Raw genomic sequence first — 16,100 nt, forward strand, 5'->3', positions numbered from 1 at the left:
CTACTTCTCCAATGCCGCCTCGACCGTATCGACGAACTCGCCGACCGTCTTGGGGTTCTCCTCGGTATCGAGCTCAATGCCAAACTCGTCCTCGACGGCGACGAGGATCTCGACGGTGCCCAGACTGTCGAGGCCAATCTCCTCGAGCGTGGACTCGGGCTTCATCTCGACGTCGTCAAGGCCAGCGGTCTCGCGGATAACGTCGCAAACGCGCTCGAAGGTCTTCTGATCTGCCATGGTAGTTCTCCTTTGTTTGTGCCCTAGGGGCGTTTTTATTTCCTATGTGCGACTACTTCCAGCGAAGTACATAGCCACCTACATCCAAGCCGGCGCCAAATCCGACCAGGGCGATGGTGTCGCCCACGTGCAGCGCGCCGGTATTTGCCAGTCGATCGAGAGCAAGCGGAATACAGGCGCTCGAGATGTTGCCAGTTTCACGCAACGTCCGGACCACACGGTCGTCCGGCACACCCAGGCGCTTGACTGCCTGGCTCAAGATTCGTTCGTTAGCCTGATGGAATACAAAGTGGTCGATGTCCTCGACCGCGATGCTCGCGTCGCAGGCGAGCTTGTTGACCGTGTCGCAGATGGCATTGACGCCAAACTTGAAGACGCGACGGCCGTTCATGGAAAGCACGCTTTCGCAGTCCTGCGCCGTCTTATACGGCGAGGAGCCCGCCAATCCGGGGACGCGCAGTGTTTCGACGTCAGGCGACGTCGAAAGCTCAACAGCAAGGGGATTCTCTCCCCCAGCCTCTATGACCGCAGCACCCGCGCCATCGCCAAAGAGCACGCACGTGGCACGGTCGGTCCAATCGAGCGCGCGCGTCATCTGCTCGGCGGCAACGACCAGCACGTGCCTGGCGCGACCGCGGGCGATATAGCCCTCGGCGACATCGAGCGCAAAAACGAAGCCGGCACAAGCCGCCGAAACGTCGAAGGCAGGACATGTGGCACCCAGGCGCTCAGCAACGGCACACGCCTCAGCGGGAACAAGGTGGTCACCCGTCGTCGTCGAGCAGACGATCAGATCCAGCTGGATCGCGTCGATTCCGGATACCTGGAGTGCCCGCTCGCTCGCCGCTACGGCAAGGTCGTCGAGTGACTCAGTGGTGCAGACGTGGCGGCTCTTGATACCGGTGCGGGTAAAAATCCACTCATCCGAGGTATCGAGGAACTCGGACAGCTCGTCATTGGAAACGCTGCGCGCAGGAAGCGCCGAGCCTGTTCCAAGAATCGTGAAACCCATCACTAACCTCCTTTGAGTTGTTGACGTGTTTACATCGACCAAGAGAGGATAGCGCATTTCAGTCATTGTTGACGTGTTAACATTAAATTGTCCAAATGCGACAAAGGCTTCACATTGTGTCTGTCTCTCGACACCATTGCGTTATTCACTTATTCATTAAGGAGGTAGCAGCCGCTATGGATGCCCAATTAACGATAGTCGACGTAACCGGATCGACCAACGATGACCTGCTCGAAGCAGGAAAACAAGGAGCGCCGCACGGCACAGGACTTGCCGCCCGGGCTCAGACAGCAGGACGCGGCCGGCGCGGCCACAAGTGGGATTCAACCGCCGGCAACCTATTGCTTTCGATTGTCCTGCGTCCATGCGTTAATCCTGCAAAGTACTCTGGTCTTGCCGCCGTCAGCGGCCTAGCGGTGCTCGAGGCGCTCGAAAATCAGGGTCTTGCAAACGAGATTGGCCTCAAATGGCCCAACGATCTGGTCGCGCGAGGACGCAAGCTCGGCGGCATTCTGGTCGAGGCCGCACGCGATAACGAAGGCAAACCTTTCGCCGTCTGCGGCATTGGCGTCAATGTGAACTATGTGCCTTCGGAGGTTCCCGATGGCGGCCTGCCGGCAATCGGTCTCTCGGACCTCAACGAGAATGTTCCCGCCGTCGATGTGCTACTCAAGGAGGTCTATCACGCGGTCGTGAACGCTGTAGACACATGGACAGAGCGTCTCAACGCCATGGAAGAAGACGCCGGACCGCTCGCGCCCGTCCACGGCGAATATATCGGTCATCTCAATTGGATTGGGGATCACGTTTTCGCCCGTTCCCCCGCTGGGGACGAGCTGGCGCGTGGCATCTTTCAAACGGTCGATGACTTTGGTCGCGCGTGCATCGAGACAGAAGACAACTTGCGATCCTTCCATTTTGAGGAGGCATCGCTGCGCCCCATGGGTAAATAAGACGCCATAGCCACCCATTCGGCCGCATTATCCGGACCCCCAAGGCCACCATTCAAAACAAAAGAGCCCCGCTACCGTAATGGCAGCGGGGCTCTTTAAGCTAAGAGCGATATCGCTTAGAGCTTGATGTCGATGTCGACGCCAGCGGGGAGGTCGAGACGCATGAGCGAATCAACGGTGCCCGAGGTGGGGTCGAGGATGTCGATGAGGCGCTTGTGGGTGCGCATCTCGAACTGCTCACGGGAGTCCTTGTTCACGTGCGGCGAGCGGATAACCGTGTACAGGTTGCGCTCGGTGGGCAGGGGGACAGGACCGGAAACGCGAGCGCCGGTCTTCTGAGCGGTCTCGACGATGAGCTTCGCGGACTGATCGACGACCTCGTGATCATAGCCCTTGAGGCGAATGCGGATCTTCTGGGTAGCCAACTTAAACCTCCAAAGAGTGCGAGAGATGTTCTCGCGGATTACGTAACAGGGAGCTCGAACTTAGGCGTTCTTGCTCATGACCTCGTCCACGATGGACTTGGGCGCGGGCTCATAAGAGTCGAACTGCATCGTGTAGGATGCACGGCCCTGGGTCTGGGAGCGAAGGTCGGTAGCGTAACCGAACATCTCGCCCAGCGGCACCTTGGCACGGATGAGCTTGCTGTTCTTGCGATCCTCCATGCCCTCGATCTTGCCGCGGCGACCGGAGAGGTTGCCCATAACGTCGCCCATGTACTGCTCGGGGGTCTCGACCTCGACAGCCATGATCGGCTCGAGCAGCTGCGGGTCGGACTTCTTGAGGGCGTCCTTGATAGCCATGGAACCGGCGATCTTGAAGGCGGCCTCGGAGGAGTCGACCTCGTGGTAAGAACCGTCGAACAGGGTGACCTTAACGTCGAGGACCGGGAAGCCGGCGATAACACCGGTGTTCAGGGCCTCCTGGATGCCCTTGTCGATGGACGGGATGTACTCCTTGGGCACGACGCCGCCGACGATAGCGTTGACGAACTCGTAGCCGAAGCCCTCCTCCATCTTCTCGAGCTTGATGACGGCGTGGCCGTACTGACCGCGACCGCCGGACTGACGGACGAACTTGCCCTCAGCCTTCTCGACGTCGTGACCAGCGGTCTCGCGGTAGGCAACCTGGGGCTTACCAACGTTAGCGTCAACCTTGAACTCACGGAGCAGACGGTCGACGATGATCTCGAGGTGCAGCTCGCCCATGCCGGCGATGATGGTCTGGCCGGTCTCGTGGTTGGTGGACACCTGGAAGGTCGGGTCCTCCTCGGCGAGCTTGGTCAGAGCCAGGGACATCTTGTCCTGCTCGGCCTTGGTCTTGGGCTCGATGGCAACGTCGATAACGGGCTTAGCGAACTCGATCTTCTCGAGGACGATCTCCTTGCCCTCGGCGCACAGGGTGTCACCGGTGGTGGAGTTCTTGAAGCCGACGCAAGCGACGATGTCGCCGGCGGCAGCGTCGTCACGGTCGATACGCTCGGCGGCGTTCATCTCGAGGATGCGGCCGAGACGCTCGCGCTGACCGTTGGAAGCGTTGACCACGTAGGAGCCGGACTCGGCGCGGCCGGAGTAAACGCGGACATAGGTGAGCTTACCGACGAACGGGTCGGTCATGATCTTAAAGACCAGGCCGGAGAAGGGCTCGTCGAAGGAAGGATGACGCTGAATCTCCTCGCCGGTGTCCGGATCGGTACCGGTGACGGCCTCGACGTCGAGCGGGCTGGGCAGGTAGTCGACGACAGCGTCGAGCAGCTCCTGAACGCCCTTGTTCTTGTAGGCGGAGCCCACGAAGACGAGGTTGAGCTCGTTGGCCAGAACACCCTTGCGCAGAGCAGCCTTGAGCTCCTCGACGGTGAAGTCCTCCTCCATGAGGATCTTCTCCATGAGCTCGTCGTCAAAGCTGGCAGCAGCGTCGAGGAGCTCCTCGCGCTTGGTGGCAGCGATGTCGGCAAACTCAGCCGGGATCTCGTCCATCGGCTCGGGGTAGGTCATACCCTTCTCGTCGGCCTTGAAGTCCCATGCAGTCATGGTGACCAGGTCGATGACGCCCCAGAAGTTGTCCTCGGCGCCCATCGGGACCTGAGCGGCCACGGCGTTGGCGTCGAGACGATCCTTCATGGTCTCGATAGCGTTGAAGAAGTCAGCGCCCACGCGGTCATACTTGTTGATGAAGGCGATGCGGGGGACGTTGAAGGTAGAAGCCTGACGCCAAACGGTCTCAGACTGGGGCTGAACGCCGGCAACAGCGTCGAAGACGGCGACAGCGCCATCGAGGACGCGCAAGCAGCGCTCGACCTCGGCGGTGAAGTCAACGTGGCCCGGGGTGTCGATGATCTGGATGCGGTAGTCCTTACCGTCCTTGTTCCAGAAGCAGGTGGTAGCAGCGGAGGTAATGGTTACGCCGCGCTCCTGCTCCTGAACCATCCAGTCCATGGTGGCAGCGCCCTCATGGACCTCACCGATCTTGTGGGTCTTACCGGTGTAGTAAAGAATACGCTCGGTCGTGGTGGTCTTACCGGCATCGATGTGAGCCATGATGCCGATGTTACGGGTATCGGAAAGCTTGTACTTAGGCTTAGCCATGTTAGTTCCTTACCTTAACTTACCAACGATAGTGAGAGAACGCGCGGTTGGCCTCGGCCATCTTGAAGACGTCCTCACGCTTCTTGACGGAAGCGCCCAGGCCGTTGGAAGCGTCGAGGATCTCGTTGGCGAGACGCTCGGCCATGGTCTTCTCCTTGCGAGCGCGGGAGAAGTTGACGATCCAGCGGATGCCCAGAGCGGTGGAACGACGGGAGTTGACCTCCATCGGGACCTGATAGGTAGCGCCACCGACACGCTTGGGCTTAACCTCGAGCGTGGGCTTGACGTTGTCCATAGCCTTCTTGAAGGTAGCGAGAGCGTCGCCACCCTCGGACTTCTCGGCAACGATCTCGAAAGCGGTGTAAACGATGCGCTCAGCGGTGGCCTTCTTGCCGTCAAGAAGGACCTTGTTGATGAGCTGAGTCACCAGGCGGTTGTTGTAAACGGCGTCAGGCTGAACCTCACGACGATTAGCTGCTGCACGACGCGGCATGTGAAATCTCCTTAAGTGTCTACCGTGCGGCCCTTAGGCGGCACACGGCGAAAGTATCAAAACGTTATCTGGCTTATTTAGCCTTGGGGCGCTTAGCACCGTACTTGGAACGGGCCTGCATACGGTTCTGGACCGGAGCAGCGTCGTAGGCGCCACGGATGACGTGATAACGGACACCAGGGAGGTCACGGACACGACCGCCGCGGACGAGCACGATGGAGTGCTCCTGCAGGTTGTGGCCCTCACCCGGGATGTAAGCAGTAACTTCGATGCCGTTGACGAGGCGAACACGGGCAACCTTACGAAGAGCCGAGTTCGGCTTCTTGGGGCTCGTGGTGAAGACGCGGGTGCACACGCCGCGCTTCTGGGAGTTGTGCTGCAGAGCAGCGTTCTTGGACTTCTTGGGCACGGAACGACGGCCCTGGCGAACCAGCTGGTTAATAGTAGGCAAAGCGTACTCCTTCTCGAATGATTCCAGCTTTCTGTAAAGTGCAACGGCTTGAATCGAGGGGTCAGCATCCCCCTACGAAACACGCAGTTCGATAGGATACGTGGCGTTAGCTGTGCCGTCAACAGACCACGCCGCCGGGCGTATCCCAAAATAGCCATATTTCCGCAAAGCCTACACAAAAGGAATCCCCTCCTGTGCGCGGGGGCGGATTCCCGGCCCGGGCGGCCCGCTGTTTAAGTTTGCTGCTCTACAGTCCTGCGCAAGACGGAAAGCACATTAAGTGCTTTCCTTTGCGTGCGGAACTCGCGACAAACTTAAAACCTGGGCCGCCCGGTCCGGGAATCCGACGTGCTCGTCGGGGCAACGCTACCTGCCAAAAAGGGACAGGTTTATTTTGGTCGGTTTTATCTGGGGAAACGTCGCGCTCCAGCGGTGATCTGCTCTCATCTGTCGCATGGAAATCGGCGGCGTTTCCATTTAACGCAAAAGAGGCCGCTTCCCCTAGTAGGAAGCGACCCCAAATCTTACGAATAGACGATGGTAAAGGGCTCTTTCGTTTCGGTCTCCCCTGTTGATGTATACCTCACAATTTCAAGGGTTACCGAGACAACTTGATCGACATCAATCAACTTCGTTGGCACCCAGATGTTCTCTCCGCTATTGCGCCCATAAGAAAAATATAAGTTGAACACCCCTGCGTCGTCATCTTCGATAATCTGCTCCGATCCATCCTTGTAGCTGACAGTCAGCTTATTATCAACTGCTTCATAGCCCAAATCATCGATGTGCGTCTGGATGGAAAACGGGCTAATCTCAAGAGGCGAGTCACCGGAGCGGAGTTCCTTTGTATCGACGTACGCTCCAATATTGAACTCGGGTGTCGACGCCTCAAACCGCCTCGCACTCTCACCTTCACCCTCGGTCCAATGGATATTCCAGGTGACAGCATGTTGCAAATCTCGCTCGCGATCCATAGCGGCAAAGTACATCGTGCCATTAATGACAGTATCGCTTGATGTGTCCTTATCAATTGTGCTGCGTGTGTCAGGCCATTCCTCGCCGAACTTCATATCGGGCGTGCCGATGCCCTGCTCTTCTTCACCATAGAGAACAAGTTCGCCAATCTCTGCTGCTGGCTTGTAGTAGTTAACTCCATTTGGATTGGACAACGTAAACGTCACGGCTCCGCAGCCGTTTTGGTCGATTGCCATCTCATGGATATCAAGCGTATAGCCGTTGCCCTCGACGGACAGATTAACCTCCTGGACTGCGCCTTCCAGGCTTTGGGGCGCGATGCCATCGCCAAACTCTCTGGTGTAGGTATATTTAGTTCCCGATGAGCCGCCGTTGGTCCAGGTAATGGAATCCCCGTTGCCGTGGTTTCCCCAGGCAGAGGCAAAATAGCTGGAATTGACGACGGCGTAGGCGACCCCTCCGGTCGCCAGCACTCCGGCAAGGCATCCGATCACGGCAACATACAGAGGCTTCGCGTGACCCTTTCGGCGAAGCGGCTCACCAGCAGCGGCATAAAGAACACGGTCAGCAAGATCGCTATCGGCTTGGACGGACTCGAAGGCCTGCTTGATTTGATTGGATTTCACGGTCGCCCTCCTCTAGGATGAACTTGAGCTTCGATCTGCCGCGAGCCAAACGCGTTCGAACAGTCGCGGCTGGCACATGCAATAACTCGGCAATCTCTGAGGTCGAAAAGCCCAGATAGTAATAGAGCACGATGGGAACGCGGAATCGTTCCGGAAGTCGCATAACGTCTGACAGGACCGCCTTGGTCTCCTCCTGCGCCGTCGAAAGCGAATCGGCCAGGTTCTCAATATCCTCCACACGCCTCCATGGCTTTCGAAAGAGAGATTTGCATTCATTGATCGTGACCCGGATAAGCCATCGACGAAGATGTTCCCAGCTTTCAAATTGGGCATCGCTTTTGAGTAACTTCAGAAAGACGTCTTGAGCGACATCGTCGGCATCGGCACGATCGCGCAGATACGTCAATGCGATTCGAAACACGACATCACGGTGATCCTCGACCGCCTGTCTAAATGCTTGTTCTTCCATAATCACCTCCCGGTGATGCTGATGTTTCTTGCTGAGGCCCTCACCATAGATACGCTTTGACCGAACGAAATGTTTCAAATTCAAGCAGGAATAACCTACCAAAAAAACCCTGCCCCTTATTGGCAAGGGATCGACGGAACGCAACAGGTTGAGCATACGCAAGCGAGCGGCCCCCAGAGCGTACAAGGTGGCATGAAAAAGGCAGGGCATTGACCTTTTGGTCATGCCCTGCCTTTTGAATGACAGATTGTAGCTCTGGGGGCCGCGCAGCGACGGAGATCGCCGCCGTTCGTTAGAACGGCGGAACTAGTTACTCCTCGTCGTTGTCCTTGGCCTCTTCGGCGTCGTCGGTGTCCACGAGCTGGTTGAGCAGCTCATCGAGAGAAGCCATGTCCTCGTTGATGGCACCGTTGGCGGGAGCCTTCTTGTCGTCGATCGGGGCGCCCAGGAGCTCCTCGTCGGCGTCGGCGTGATGCGTCGGAGCGGAGGTACCCAGCAGGATATCGTCCGGACCGTCGGGGCTAAAGACCATCTGCAGCAGCTGCGAGAGGTCTTCCTCGTCGGCAACGTCGTCGTTGTTCTCGAGGATGTAGAGCAAGTCGTGGGCCTCCAGGCCGTCACGGAGCTCCTCGATCGCCTTGGCACCGATGCCGTCGATGCGCAGCAGATCCTCCTCGGACTTGCCGACCAGGTCGCCGACCGTCTCGATGCCGACCTCGCTGAACTTGTTGGTCCAGCGCTGCGACACGCCCAGGTCGTCGAACAGGTACAGACGAGCCTTCTCGGCGGAGATGGTGTGACCATTGCGGGTGAACGAACCGTCAGCACCGCCGAACTCGTCGTAGCCGGCCCAGTCGAGCTGCTGCGGGAGTTGCTCGTCCAGGTCCTTGAGCTCCACAGGAGCCCACTCGGGCAGCGACTTGGCGTTGGGCGAAGCCGGGCCGTCGATGTCCACGTAGCCGTCGGCCGTGCGATACGTCAGCTTGGCGTTGGCGTACGGCTTGAGGCCGGTACCAGCAGGGATCTTCTTACCGACGATGACGTTGGACTTAAGGTCGAGCAGGTGATCGACCTTGCCCTCGATGGCAGCCTCGGTAAGGACGCCGGCGGTACGGATGAACGAAGCGCTCGACAGCCAGGAGTCGATGTTGGACGCGACCTTGAGCGTACCCAGGATGACGGGCTCGGCCACAGGAGCCTGACCGCCCAGACGGGCAACGCGCTCGACCTCGTCGGCGAACTCGTAGCGGTCGACGTACTGACCAAGCAGGTACTTGGAGTCACCGGGGTTGGTGATCTGAACGCGACGCAGCATCTGACGTGCGAGCACCTCGATGTGCTTGTCGTTCAGGTCGACGCCCTGACTGGTGTAGACGTCCTTGACGCTCTCGACGAAGGTGTGCATCGTCGACTCGATGTCGGTCAGCTTGCGCAGGTTGCGGAAGTTGACGAAGCCCTTGGTGATCTGGTCGCCGGCGCGAACCTCGCAGCCGTCCTCGATCTCGGGCATAAAGCGCACCGAAGCGGGGACGCGACGCTCGTCGAGGACACGGGTGTGATCCTCGGAGTCGGTGAGCGTCAGCACATACTCGGACTTCTCGGGCTTAATCGAGAGGTGGCCGGAGTACGGAGCCAGCTCGGCCTCGCGACCCAGGATCTTCTCGTTGACGTTGCCGACGATATCGAACATACGGCTGACCGTAGGCAGACCCTGCGTAATATCGTCGACGCCAGCGACGCCGCCGGAGTGAATGGTACGCATCGTAAGCTGCGTACCGGGCTCGCCGATGGACTGGGCGGCAATAATGCCGACCGCGGTACCGATGGCGACCGGACGACGGGTGGAAAGATCCCAGCCGTAGCACTTCTGGCACACGCCGTACTTGGAGCGGCAGGTGAGCAGCGCGCGAAGCTTGACCTTCTTAAGGCCGGCATCGACCATCTTCTGAATGTCGGCAACCTTCTCGATGTAGCCGTCCTGCTCAAAGAGCACGGTGCCATCGGGAGCCACGACGTCCTCGATGAAGCAACGGCCGACGAGGTCGGTGTTGAGGTCGGTGGTGCCGGGGATGATGAGGTTGTAGGTGACGCCCTCGTGCGTGCCGCAGTCCTCCTCGCGGACGATGACGTCCTGGGCCACGTCGACCAGACGACGGGTCAGGTAACCAGAGTCCGAGGTGTGGGATGCGGTATCGACCAGGCCCTTACGGGCGCCGTAGGTCGAAATGAAGTACTCGAGCGGCAGCAGACCCTCGCGGAAGTTCGCCTTAATGGGAAGGTCGATCGTCTCGCCGGACATGTCTGCCATCAGGCCACGCATGCCACCGAGCTGACGGAGCTGGGTCTTAGAACCACGGGCGCCGGAGTCGGCCATCATGTACAGCGGGTTCTCCTCGTCGAACATGTCGAGCATGAGCGCTGCAACCTTATCGGTACAAGCGGTCCACTCGTTAACGACTTCGATGTGGCGCTCCGTCTCGTTGATGAAGCCCTCCTCGAAGTACTCGTTGATCTGGTCGACGTTGGCCTGGGCGCGGTCGAGCAGCTCCTGCTTCTCGGCAGGGATGAGAGCGTCCCACACCGAGATGGTGAGGCCGGCGCGGGTAGCGTAGTGGAAGCCAGAGTATTTGATGGCGTCGAGGATCGGGCCGACCTTGGCCTCGGGGTAACGATCGCAGCAGTCCGCAACCAGCTTGGCCACGTCGCCCTTGACCATCTTGTAGTTCATGAACTCGTAGTCTTCGGGCAGGCACTGGCGGTTGAAGATGATGCGGCCGATAGACGTCTCGAAGCGAGCGGTCTTGTTGCCGGTGACGTCGTAGTCGACGAACTCGTTCTTGCCGTTCTTGACGCGGAAGATACGGGTGCCGTCCTCGTTGATGACGTTGGCATCGGCAGCGGACACGCGGACCTGGATCTTGGCCTGCATGTCGACCTCGGAGCGGCAGTCATAGGCGTGCAGCGCGTCGTCAAAGCTCGAGAACACGTGGTTCTCGCCCGGCAGACCCTCGCGAACCTGGGTGAGGTAGTACACACCGATGATCATGTCCTGCGAAGGGATGTTGACCGGCTTGCCGGATGCCGGCGAGCGCAGGTTGTTCGCAGAGAGCATGAGCACGCGGGCCTCGGCCTGAGCCTGACTGGACAGCGGAACGTGGACAGACATCTGGTCGCCGTCGAAGTCGGCGTTGAAGGGCGAGCAGACCAGCGGATGCAGGTGGATAGCCTTGCCCTCGACCAGCACCGGCTCAAAGGCCTGGATGGACAGACGGTGCAGGGTCGGTGCACGGTTGAGCAGCACGACGCGGCCGTCGATGACCTCTTCGAGGATGTCCCACACAAAGGTGGCACCGCGGTCGATAGCGCGCTTGGCGCCCTTGATGTTCTCGACCTTGCCAAGCTCGACCAGGCGCTTCATGACGAAGGGCTTGAAGAGCTCCAGCGCCATGGTCTTGGGCAGACCGCACTGGTGCAGCAGCAGCTTAGGGTCGGTAACGATGACCGAACGGCCGGAGTAGTCGACACGCTTACCCAGCAGGTTCTGACGGAAACGACCCTGCTTGCCCTTGAGGGCCTCGGCGAGCGACTTGAGCGGGCGACCGCCACGGCCAGAGACCGGGCGACCACGACGGCCGTTGTCGAACAGGGCGTCCACGGACTCCTGGAGCATGCGCTTCTCGTTGTTCACGATGATCGCGGGGGCGTCCAGGTCGAGCAGGCGCTTGAGTCGGTTGTTACGGTTGATCACGCGACGGTACAGGTCGTTGAGGTCGGACGCGGCGAAGCGGCCACCGTCGAGCTGGACCATCGGGCGCAGATCGGGCGGAATGACCGGAATGACGTCCAGAATCATATTCGCGGGGCTGTTACCGCCCTTCAGGAAGGCGTCAACGACCTCGAGGCGCTTAACGGCCTTCTCGCGCTTCTGCTTCTGGGAGTCCTCGTCGGCGATGATGGCCTTGAGCTTCTCGGCCTCGGAGGGGAGGTCGATGGCAGCGAGCAGGTCGCGGACGGCCTCGGCACCCATGCCACCCTTGAAGTACATGGAGTAGTAGCGGGTCATCTCGCGGAACAGCGGCTCATCGGAAATGAGGTCGCGCTCGCTGAGCTTCATGAAGGCGTTGAAGGCGTCCGTGCGGAGCTGCTTCTCGTCCTTGCACTCTTCCTCGATGTCGACGATGCCAGAGGCGATCTCCTCGGGGGTCAGCGGCTCCTCGTCGGAGAACTCGTCGAAGTTCTCGGGGTTGCCCTGCTCCTTGAGGGACTCGATCTGGCGGGCGCACTCGGCATCGATCTCTTCCAGATCGGCGGCGAGCTCCTCGCGCAGGTCGTCAGCGTCGGCCTCGCGAGCCTCGTAGTCGACCTCGGTGATGATGTAGCTGGCAAAGTACAGAACCTTCTCGAGGTCCTTGGACTTGATGTCGAGCATACGGCTCATCGGGAAGCTCGTGGGGCTCTTGAAGTACCAGATGTGGGACACGGGAGCGGCGAGCTCGATGTGGCCCATGCGGTCGCGACGCACCTTGGCCGAGGTGACCTCGACGCCGCAGCGCTCGCAGACGATGCCCTTAAAGCGGATGCCCTTGTACTTGCCGCAGGAGCACTCCCAGTCCTTGGCGGGACCGAAGATCTTCTCGCAGAACAGGCCGTCCTTCTCGGGCTTGAGGGTACGGTAATTGATGGTCTCCGGCTTCTTGACCTCACCGTGCGACCAGGAACGGATCTGGTCGGCGGAGGCAAGGGAGATCTTTACCGAGTCAAAATCAGTAGCTTCGAAATCTGCCACAGTCAACTACTCCTTATCAGTGGTCGTGGCGGCGACAGCCTCGGGTGCCTCGGCGGTCTCGGCATCCTCGGCCTCGACGTCGGCGTCAACGCCGGCGAGCGCAGCCAGGTCGTCGAGAGCGGAGGTCTCCTCGGCGGTCACAGGGGCGGAGGCGTCCTCGTCGGCATCGTGCATGGGCTCGATGTCCAGTGCGAGGGAGCGAATCTCCTTGACGAGAACCTTGAAGGACTCGGGGATACCCGGGACAGGAACGTTCTCGCCCTTGACGATGGACTCGTAGGTCTTGACGCGGCCCACGGTATCGTCGGACTTGACGGTCAGGATCTCCTGCAGGACGTTGGAAGCACCGTAAGCGTACAGTGCCCAAACTTCCATCTCGCCGAAGCGCTGGCCGCCGAACTGAGCCTTGCCGCCCAGAGGCTGCTGGGTAACCAGGCTGTAAGGGCCGGTCGAACGGGCGTGGATCTTGTCGTCGACCATGTGGCCGAGCTTGAGGATGTAGGACGTACCCACGGTAATGGGCTCGCGGAACTCCTCGCCGGTGCGGCCGTCGAACAGGCGGGTCTTGCCGCGCTCGTCAAGCTGGGTGACGAACTCGGGGCGCATGTGATCGCCAAAGGCAGCGGTGGCCTTGTTGAGCATGTTCTTGTTGGCACGACGGATGACCTCGGCGATCTCGTCCTCCTTGGCGCCGTCGAAGACGGGCGTCGCGGTGAAGAACGGACCGGGGACGTACTTGTCGGAGTCGGCCTGCTCGGTATCCCAACCGCAGGCAGCAGCCCAGCCAAGGTGGCACTCGAGCAGCTGGCCGACGTTCATACGCGAAGGAACGCCCAGCGGGTTGAGGATAACGTCAATCGGGGTACCGTCAGGCATGTAGGGCATGTCCTCGACCGGCAGAACGTTGCAGATAACACCCTTGTTGCCGTGGCGACCGGCGATCTTATCGCCCTGCTGGATCTTACGACGCTGGGCGACGTAGACGCGCACCTGCTCGTTGACGCCGGGAGCCAGATCGTCGCCGTTCTCGCGGCTAAAGCGGACAACGTCGATGACGCGGCCGTAAGCGCCGTGAGGCATCTTAAGGGAGGTGTCGCGGACGTCGTGGGCCTTGGCACCGAAGATGGCGCGCAGCAGGCGCTCCTCGGCAGTCAGAGCGCTCTCGCCCTTAGGCGTGACCTTGCCGACCAGGATGTCGCCAGGGCCGACCTCGGCGCCGATGCGGATGATGCCGTCCTCGTCGAGGTTGGCAAGCATGTCCTCGGAGAGGTTCGGGATCTCGCGGGTGATCTCCTCGGGGCCGAGCTTGGTGTCGCGGGCGTCGATCTCGTGACGGGTGATGTTGATGGTCGTCAGCAGGTCCTCGGCCACCAGGCGCTCGGACACGACGATACCGTCCTCGTAGTTAAAGCCTTCCCACGGCATGTAGGCCACGGTGAGGTTCTGGCCCAGTGCGAGCTCGCCGTGATCGGTCGAAGGACCGTCGGCCAGAGGCTCGCCCTGCTCAACGGTGTCACCGACGCGCACGAGCGGACGGTGGTTGATGCAGGTGGACTGGTTGGAGCGCTGGTACTTGGCCAGGTGATACTCGTCCATGCCGCCGGCATGCTTGACGATGATCTTGGCGGCGTCGGCAAAGATGACCTCGCCGGCGTTCTTGGCCAGGGTGACCTCGCCGGAGTCCAGAGCGGCGCGACGCTCCATGCCGGTACCGACATAGGGAGCGGCAGGGTGAACTAGCGGCACGGCCTGACGCTGCATGTTAGCGCCCATCAGCGTACGCTTGGCGTCGTCGTGCTCGAGGAACGGGATCAGCGTGGCTGCGACGGAGAGCATCTGACGCGGCGAGACGTCCATGTAGTCGACGTCCTCGACGGGCACGTCGGCGGGAGCGCCGAAGGAGCCGTCGAAGTCGCGGGTACGGGCGATCACGGTGTGCGGGCGGACAAGCTTGCCCTCGGCATCGGTCGTGATGAACTCGTTGGTCTTGGGATCGAGCGGCGTGTTGGCCGGCGCGATGACGTGCTTCTCTTCCTCGTCAGCGGTCATCCAGTCGATCTGGTCGGTGGCAACGCCGTTCTCGACGCGGCGGAACGGAGCCTCGATGAAGCCGTACTCGTTGACGCGGGCGTAGAGGGCGAGCGAGCCGATCAGGCCGATGTTGGGGCCTTCGGGGGTCTCGATCGGACACATGCGGCTGTAGTGCGAGTTGTGAACGTCGCGAACGGCCGTCGGCACGTTGGTGCGGCGGCTGGAGCCGGACTTGTGGCCGGCAAGACCGCCAGGGCCGAGTGCGGACAGACGGCGCTTGTGGGTCAGACCGGTCAGGGGGTTCGCCTGGTCCATGAACTGGGAGAGCTGCGAGGAACCGAAGAACTCCTTGATGGAGGCCACGATCGGACGGATGTTGATGAGCGACTGCGGGGTGATCTCGTCGATGTCCTGGGAGCTCATGCGCTCACGGACGACGCGCTCCATACGGCTCATGCCGATACGGAACTGGTTGGCGACGAGCTCGCCGACGGTGCGGATGCGGCGGTTGCCAAAGTGATCGATGTCGTCGACCTTGAAGCCCTGCTCGCCGGCAGCGAGGGACAGCAGGTAGCGCAGCGTCGCGACGATATCCTCGTCGGTGAGCACCGTGACCTCTTCCTCGGTGGTGAGGTTGAGCTTCTTGTTAACCTTGTAACGACCGACGCGGGCCAGATCGTAGCGCTGCGGGTTGAAGAGCAGGCCCTCGAGCAGGCTGCGGGAAGCGTCCACGGTGGGAGGCTCGCCCGGGCGCAGGCGACGGTAGATCTCGATAAGGGCATCCTCGCGGGTGAGGGCGGTGTCGCGCTCCAGGGTGCGCTTAATCACATCGGAGTTGCCGAGCAGCTCGATGATGTCGTCGTTGGTGACGGCAATGCCAAGGGCGCGCAGGAACATCGTGGCGCTCTGCTTGCGCTTACGGTCGATGGAGACCATGAGCTGGTCGCGCTTGTCGACCTCAAACTCAAGCCAGGCACCGCGGGACGGGATGATCTGGGCCTTGTAGATCTGCTTGCCCGAATCCATCTCAGAGCTGTAGTACACACCCGGGGAACGGACGAGCTGCGAGACGACGATACGCTCGGTACCGTTGATGATGAAGGTGCCCTGATCGGTCATCATGGGGAAGTCGCCCATAAAGACGAGCTGCTCCTTGATCTCGCCGGTCTCCTTGTTGGTGAGACGGACGTCGGTCAGGAGCGGAGCCTGATAGGTCATGTCCTTCTCGCGGCACTCCTCGACGGTGTGCGCGGGATCGCCGAACTGATGCTCGCCGAAGGTAACCTCGAGAACATGGTTCTGGCTCTGGATGGGGCTGGATTCCTTGAACGCCTCACGAAGACCCTCGTCCTTAAAACGCTCAAAGGATTCCCTTTGAACAGAGATAAGATTGGGGAGCTCCATGGCCTCCGGGATTTTCCCGAAGCTGACGCGCTTGCGCTCAGTGGCAGTGTATGCGTAGGTCACCAGGTTTTTCCTCCT

Annotated in this window: 11 protein-coding genes; 1 reads left to right on the forward strand and 10 read right to left on the reverse strand. The window is 60.4% G+C overall.

The window, feature by feature from the left end:
* The gene (locus ACESUZ_RS02035; protein ID WP_055285196.1) at positions 1–237 is read right to left on the reverse strand and encodes an acyl carrier protein; all 237 of its coding nucleotides are present in this window, start codon (positions 235–237) and stop codon (positions 1–3) included.
* Between the two features lie 52 nt (positions 238–289).
* On the reverse strand, positions 290–1,249 hold the full coding sequence (locus ACESUZ_RS02040) for a beta-ketoacyl-ACP synthase III (RefSeq protein ID WP_373198162.1): 960 nt from the start codon (positions 1,247–1,249) through the stop codon (positions 290–292).
* A 176-nt stretch (positions 1,250–1,425) separates the two neighbouring features.
* Here ACESUZ_RS02040 and ACESUZ_RS02045 point away from each other — a divergent pair, with 176 nt between their 5' ends.
* On the forward strand, positions 1,426–2,202 hold the full coding sequence (locus tag ACESUZ_RS02045; RefSeq protein ID WP_373198163.1) for a biotin--[acetyl-CoA-carboxylase] ligase: 777 nt from the start codon (positions 1,426–1,428) through the stop codon (positions 2,200–2,202).
* Positions 2,203–2,318: 116 nt separating this feature from the next.
* Here the strand turns inward: ACESUZ_RS02045 and rpsJ are convergent, their stop codons facing one another.
* The 8 genes from rpsJ to rpoB form a co-directional block, all read right to left on the reverse strand.
* A complete protein-coding gene (gene rpsJ, locus ACESUZ_RS02050) occupies positions 2,319–2,627 on the reverse strand; it encodes a 30S ribosomal protein S10 (protein WP_022094184.1) in 309 nt (102 codons plus the stop codon).
* 60 nt (positions 2,628–2,687) lie between these two features.
* Positions 2,688–4,787: an elongation factor G gene (gene fusA, locus ACESUZ_RS02055; protein WP_022094183.1), complete on the reverse strand. Its 2,100-nt coding sequence runs from the start codon at positions 4,785–4,787 to the stop codon at positions 2,688–2,690.
* 19 nt (positions 4,788–4,806) lie between these two features.
* Positions 4,807–5,280 (reverse strand): 30S ribosomal protein S7, encoded by a 474-nt coding sequence (gene rpsG, locus ACESUZ_RS02060; RefSeq protein ID WP_006235013.1) that lies wholly within the window; start codon positions 5,278–5,280, stop codon positions 4,807–4,809.
* A 73-nt stretch (positions 5,281–5,353) separates the two neighbouring features.
* On the reverse strand, positions 5,354–5,731 hold the full coding sequence (gene rpsL / locus ACESUZ_RS02065; protein ID WP_006235012.1) for a 30S ribosomal protein S12: 378 nt from the start codon (positions 5,729–5,731) through the stop codon (positions 5,354–5,356).
* Between the two features lie 524 nt (positions 5,732–6,255).
* A complete protein-coding gene (locus ACESUZ_RS02070) occupies positions 6,256–7,332 on the reverse strand; it encodes a DUF4179 domain-containing protein (RefSeq protein WP_195569127.1) in 1,077 nt (358 codons plus the stop codon).
* The gene (locus ACESUZ_RS02075; protein ID WP_373198165.1) at positions 7,283–7,957 is read right to left on the reverse strand and encodes an RNA polymerase sigma factor; all 675 of its coding nucleotides are present in this window, start codon (positions 7,955–7,957) and stop codon (positions 7,283–7,285) included. Before ACESUZ_RS02075 ends, ACESUZ_RS02070 begins: the two co-directional genes overlap by 50 nt.
* A 154-nt stretch (positions 7,958–8,111) precedes the next feature.
* Complete coding sequence (locus ACESUZ_RS02080) at positions 8,112–12,587, reverse strand: DNA-directed RNA polymerase subunit beta' (RefSeq protein ID WP_172677957.1); 4,476 nt, start codon at positions 12,585–12,587, stop codon at positions 8,112–8,114.
* 6 nt (positions 12,588–12,593) lie between these two features.
* The gene (rpoB, locus tag ACESUZ_RS02085) at positions 12,594–16,085 is read right to left on the reverse strand and encodes a DNA-directed RNA polymerase subunit beta (protein WP_443985221.1); all 3,492 of its coding nucleotides are present in this window, start codon (positions 16,083–16,085) and stop codon (positions 12,594–12,596) included.
* Positions 16,086–16,100 lie beyond the last annotated feature (15 nt).

It is taken from the genome of Collinsella aerofaciens ATCC 25986 (assembly GCF_964239575.1).
GTDB classification, from domain to species: Bacteria; Actinomycetota; Coriobacteriia; order Coriobacteriales; family Coriobacteriaceae; genus Collinsella; species Collinsella aerofaciens_BQ.

Excerpts from the sequence above, each read along its gene's own strand:
- rpsG (WP_006235013.1), bottom strand. The coding sequence starts at position 5,280 with ATGCCGCGTCGTGCAGCAGCTAATCGTCGTGAGGTTCAGCCTGACGCC.
- ACESUZ_RS02075 (WP_373198165.1), bottom strand. The coding sequence starts at position 7,957 with ATGCTCAACCTGTTGCGTTCCGTCGATCCCTTGCCAATAAGGGGCAGG.
- ACESUZ_RS02035 (WP_055285196.1), bottom strand. The coding sequence starts at position 237 with ATGGCAGATCAGAAGACCTTCGAGCGCGTTTGCGACGTTATCCGCGAG.
- ACESUZ_RS02040 (WP_373198162.1), bottom strand. The coding sequence starts at position 1,249 with ATGGGTTTCACGATTCTTGGAACAGGCTCGGCGCTTCCTGCGCGCAGC.
- fusA (WP_022094183.1), bottom strand. The coding sequence starts at position 4,787 with ATGGCTAAGCCTAAGTACAAGCTTTCCGATACCCGTAACATCGGCATC.
- ACESUZ_RS02045 (WP_373198163.1), top strand. The coding sequence starts at position 1,426 with ATGGATGCCCAATTAACGATAGTCGACGTAACCGGATCGACCAACGAT.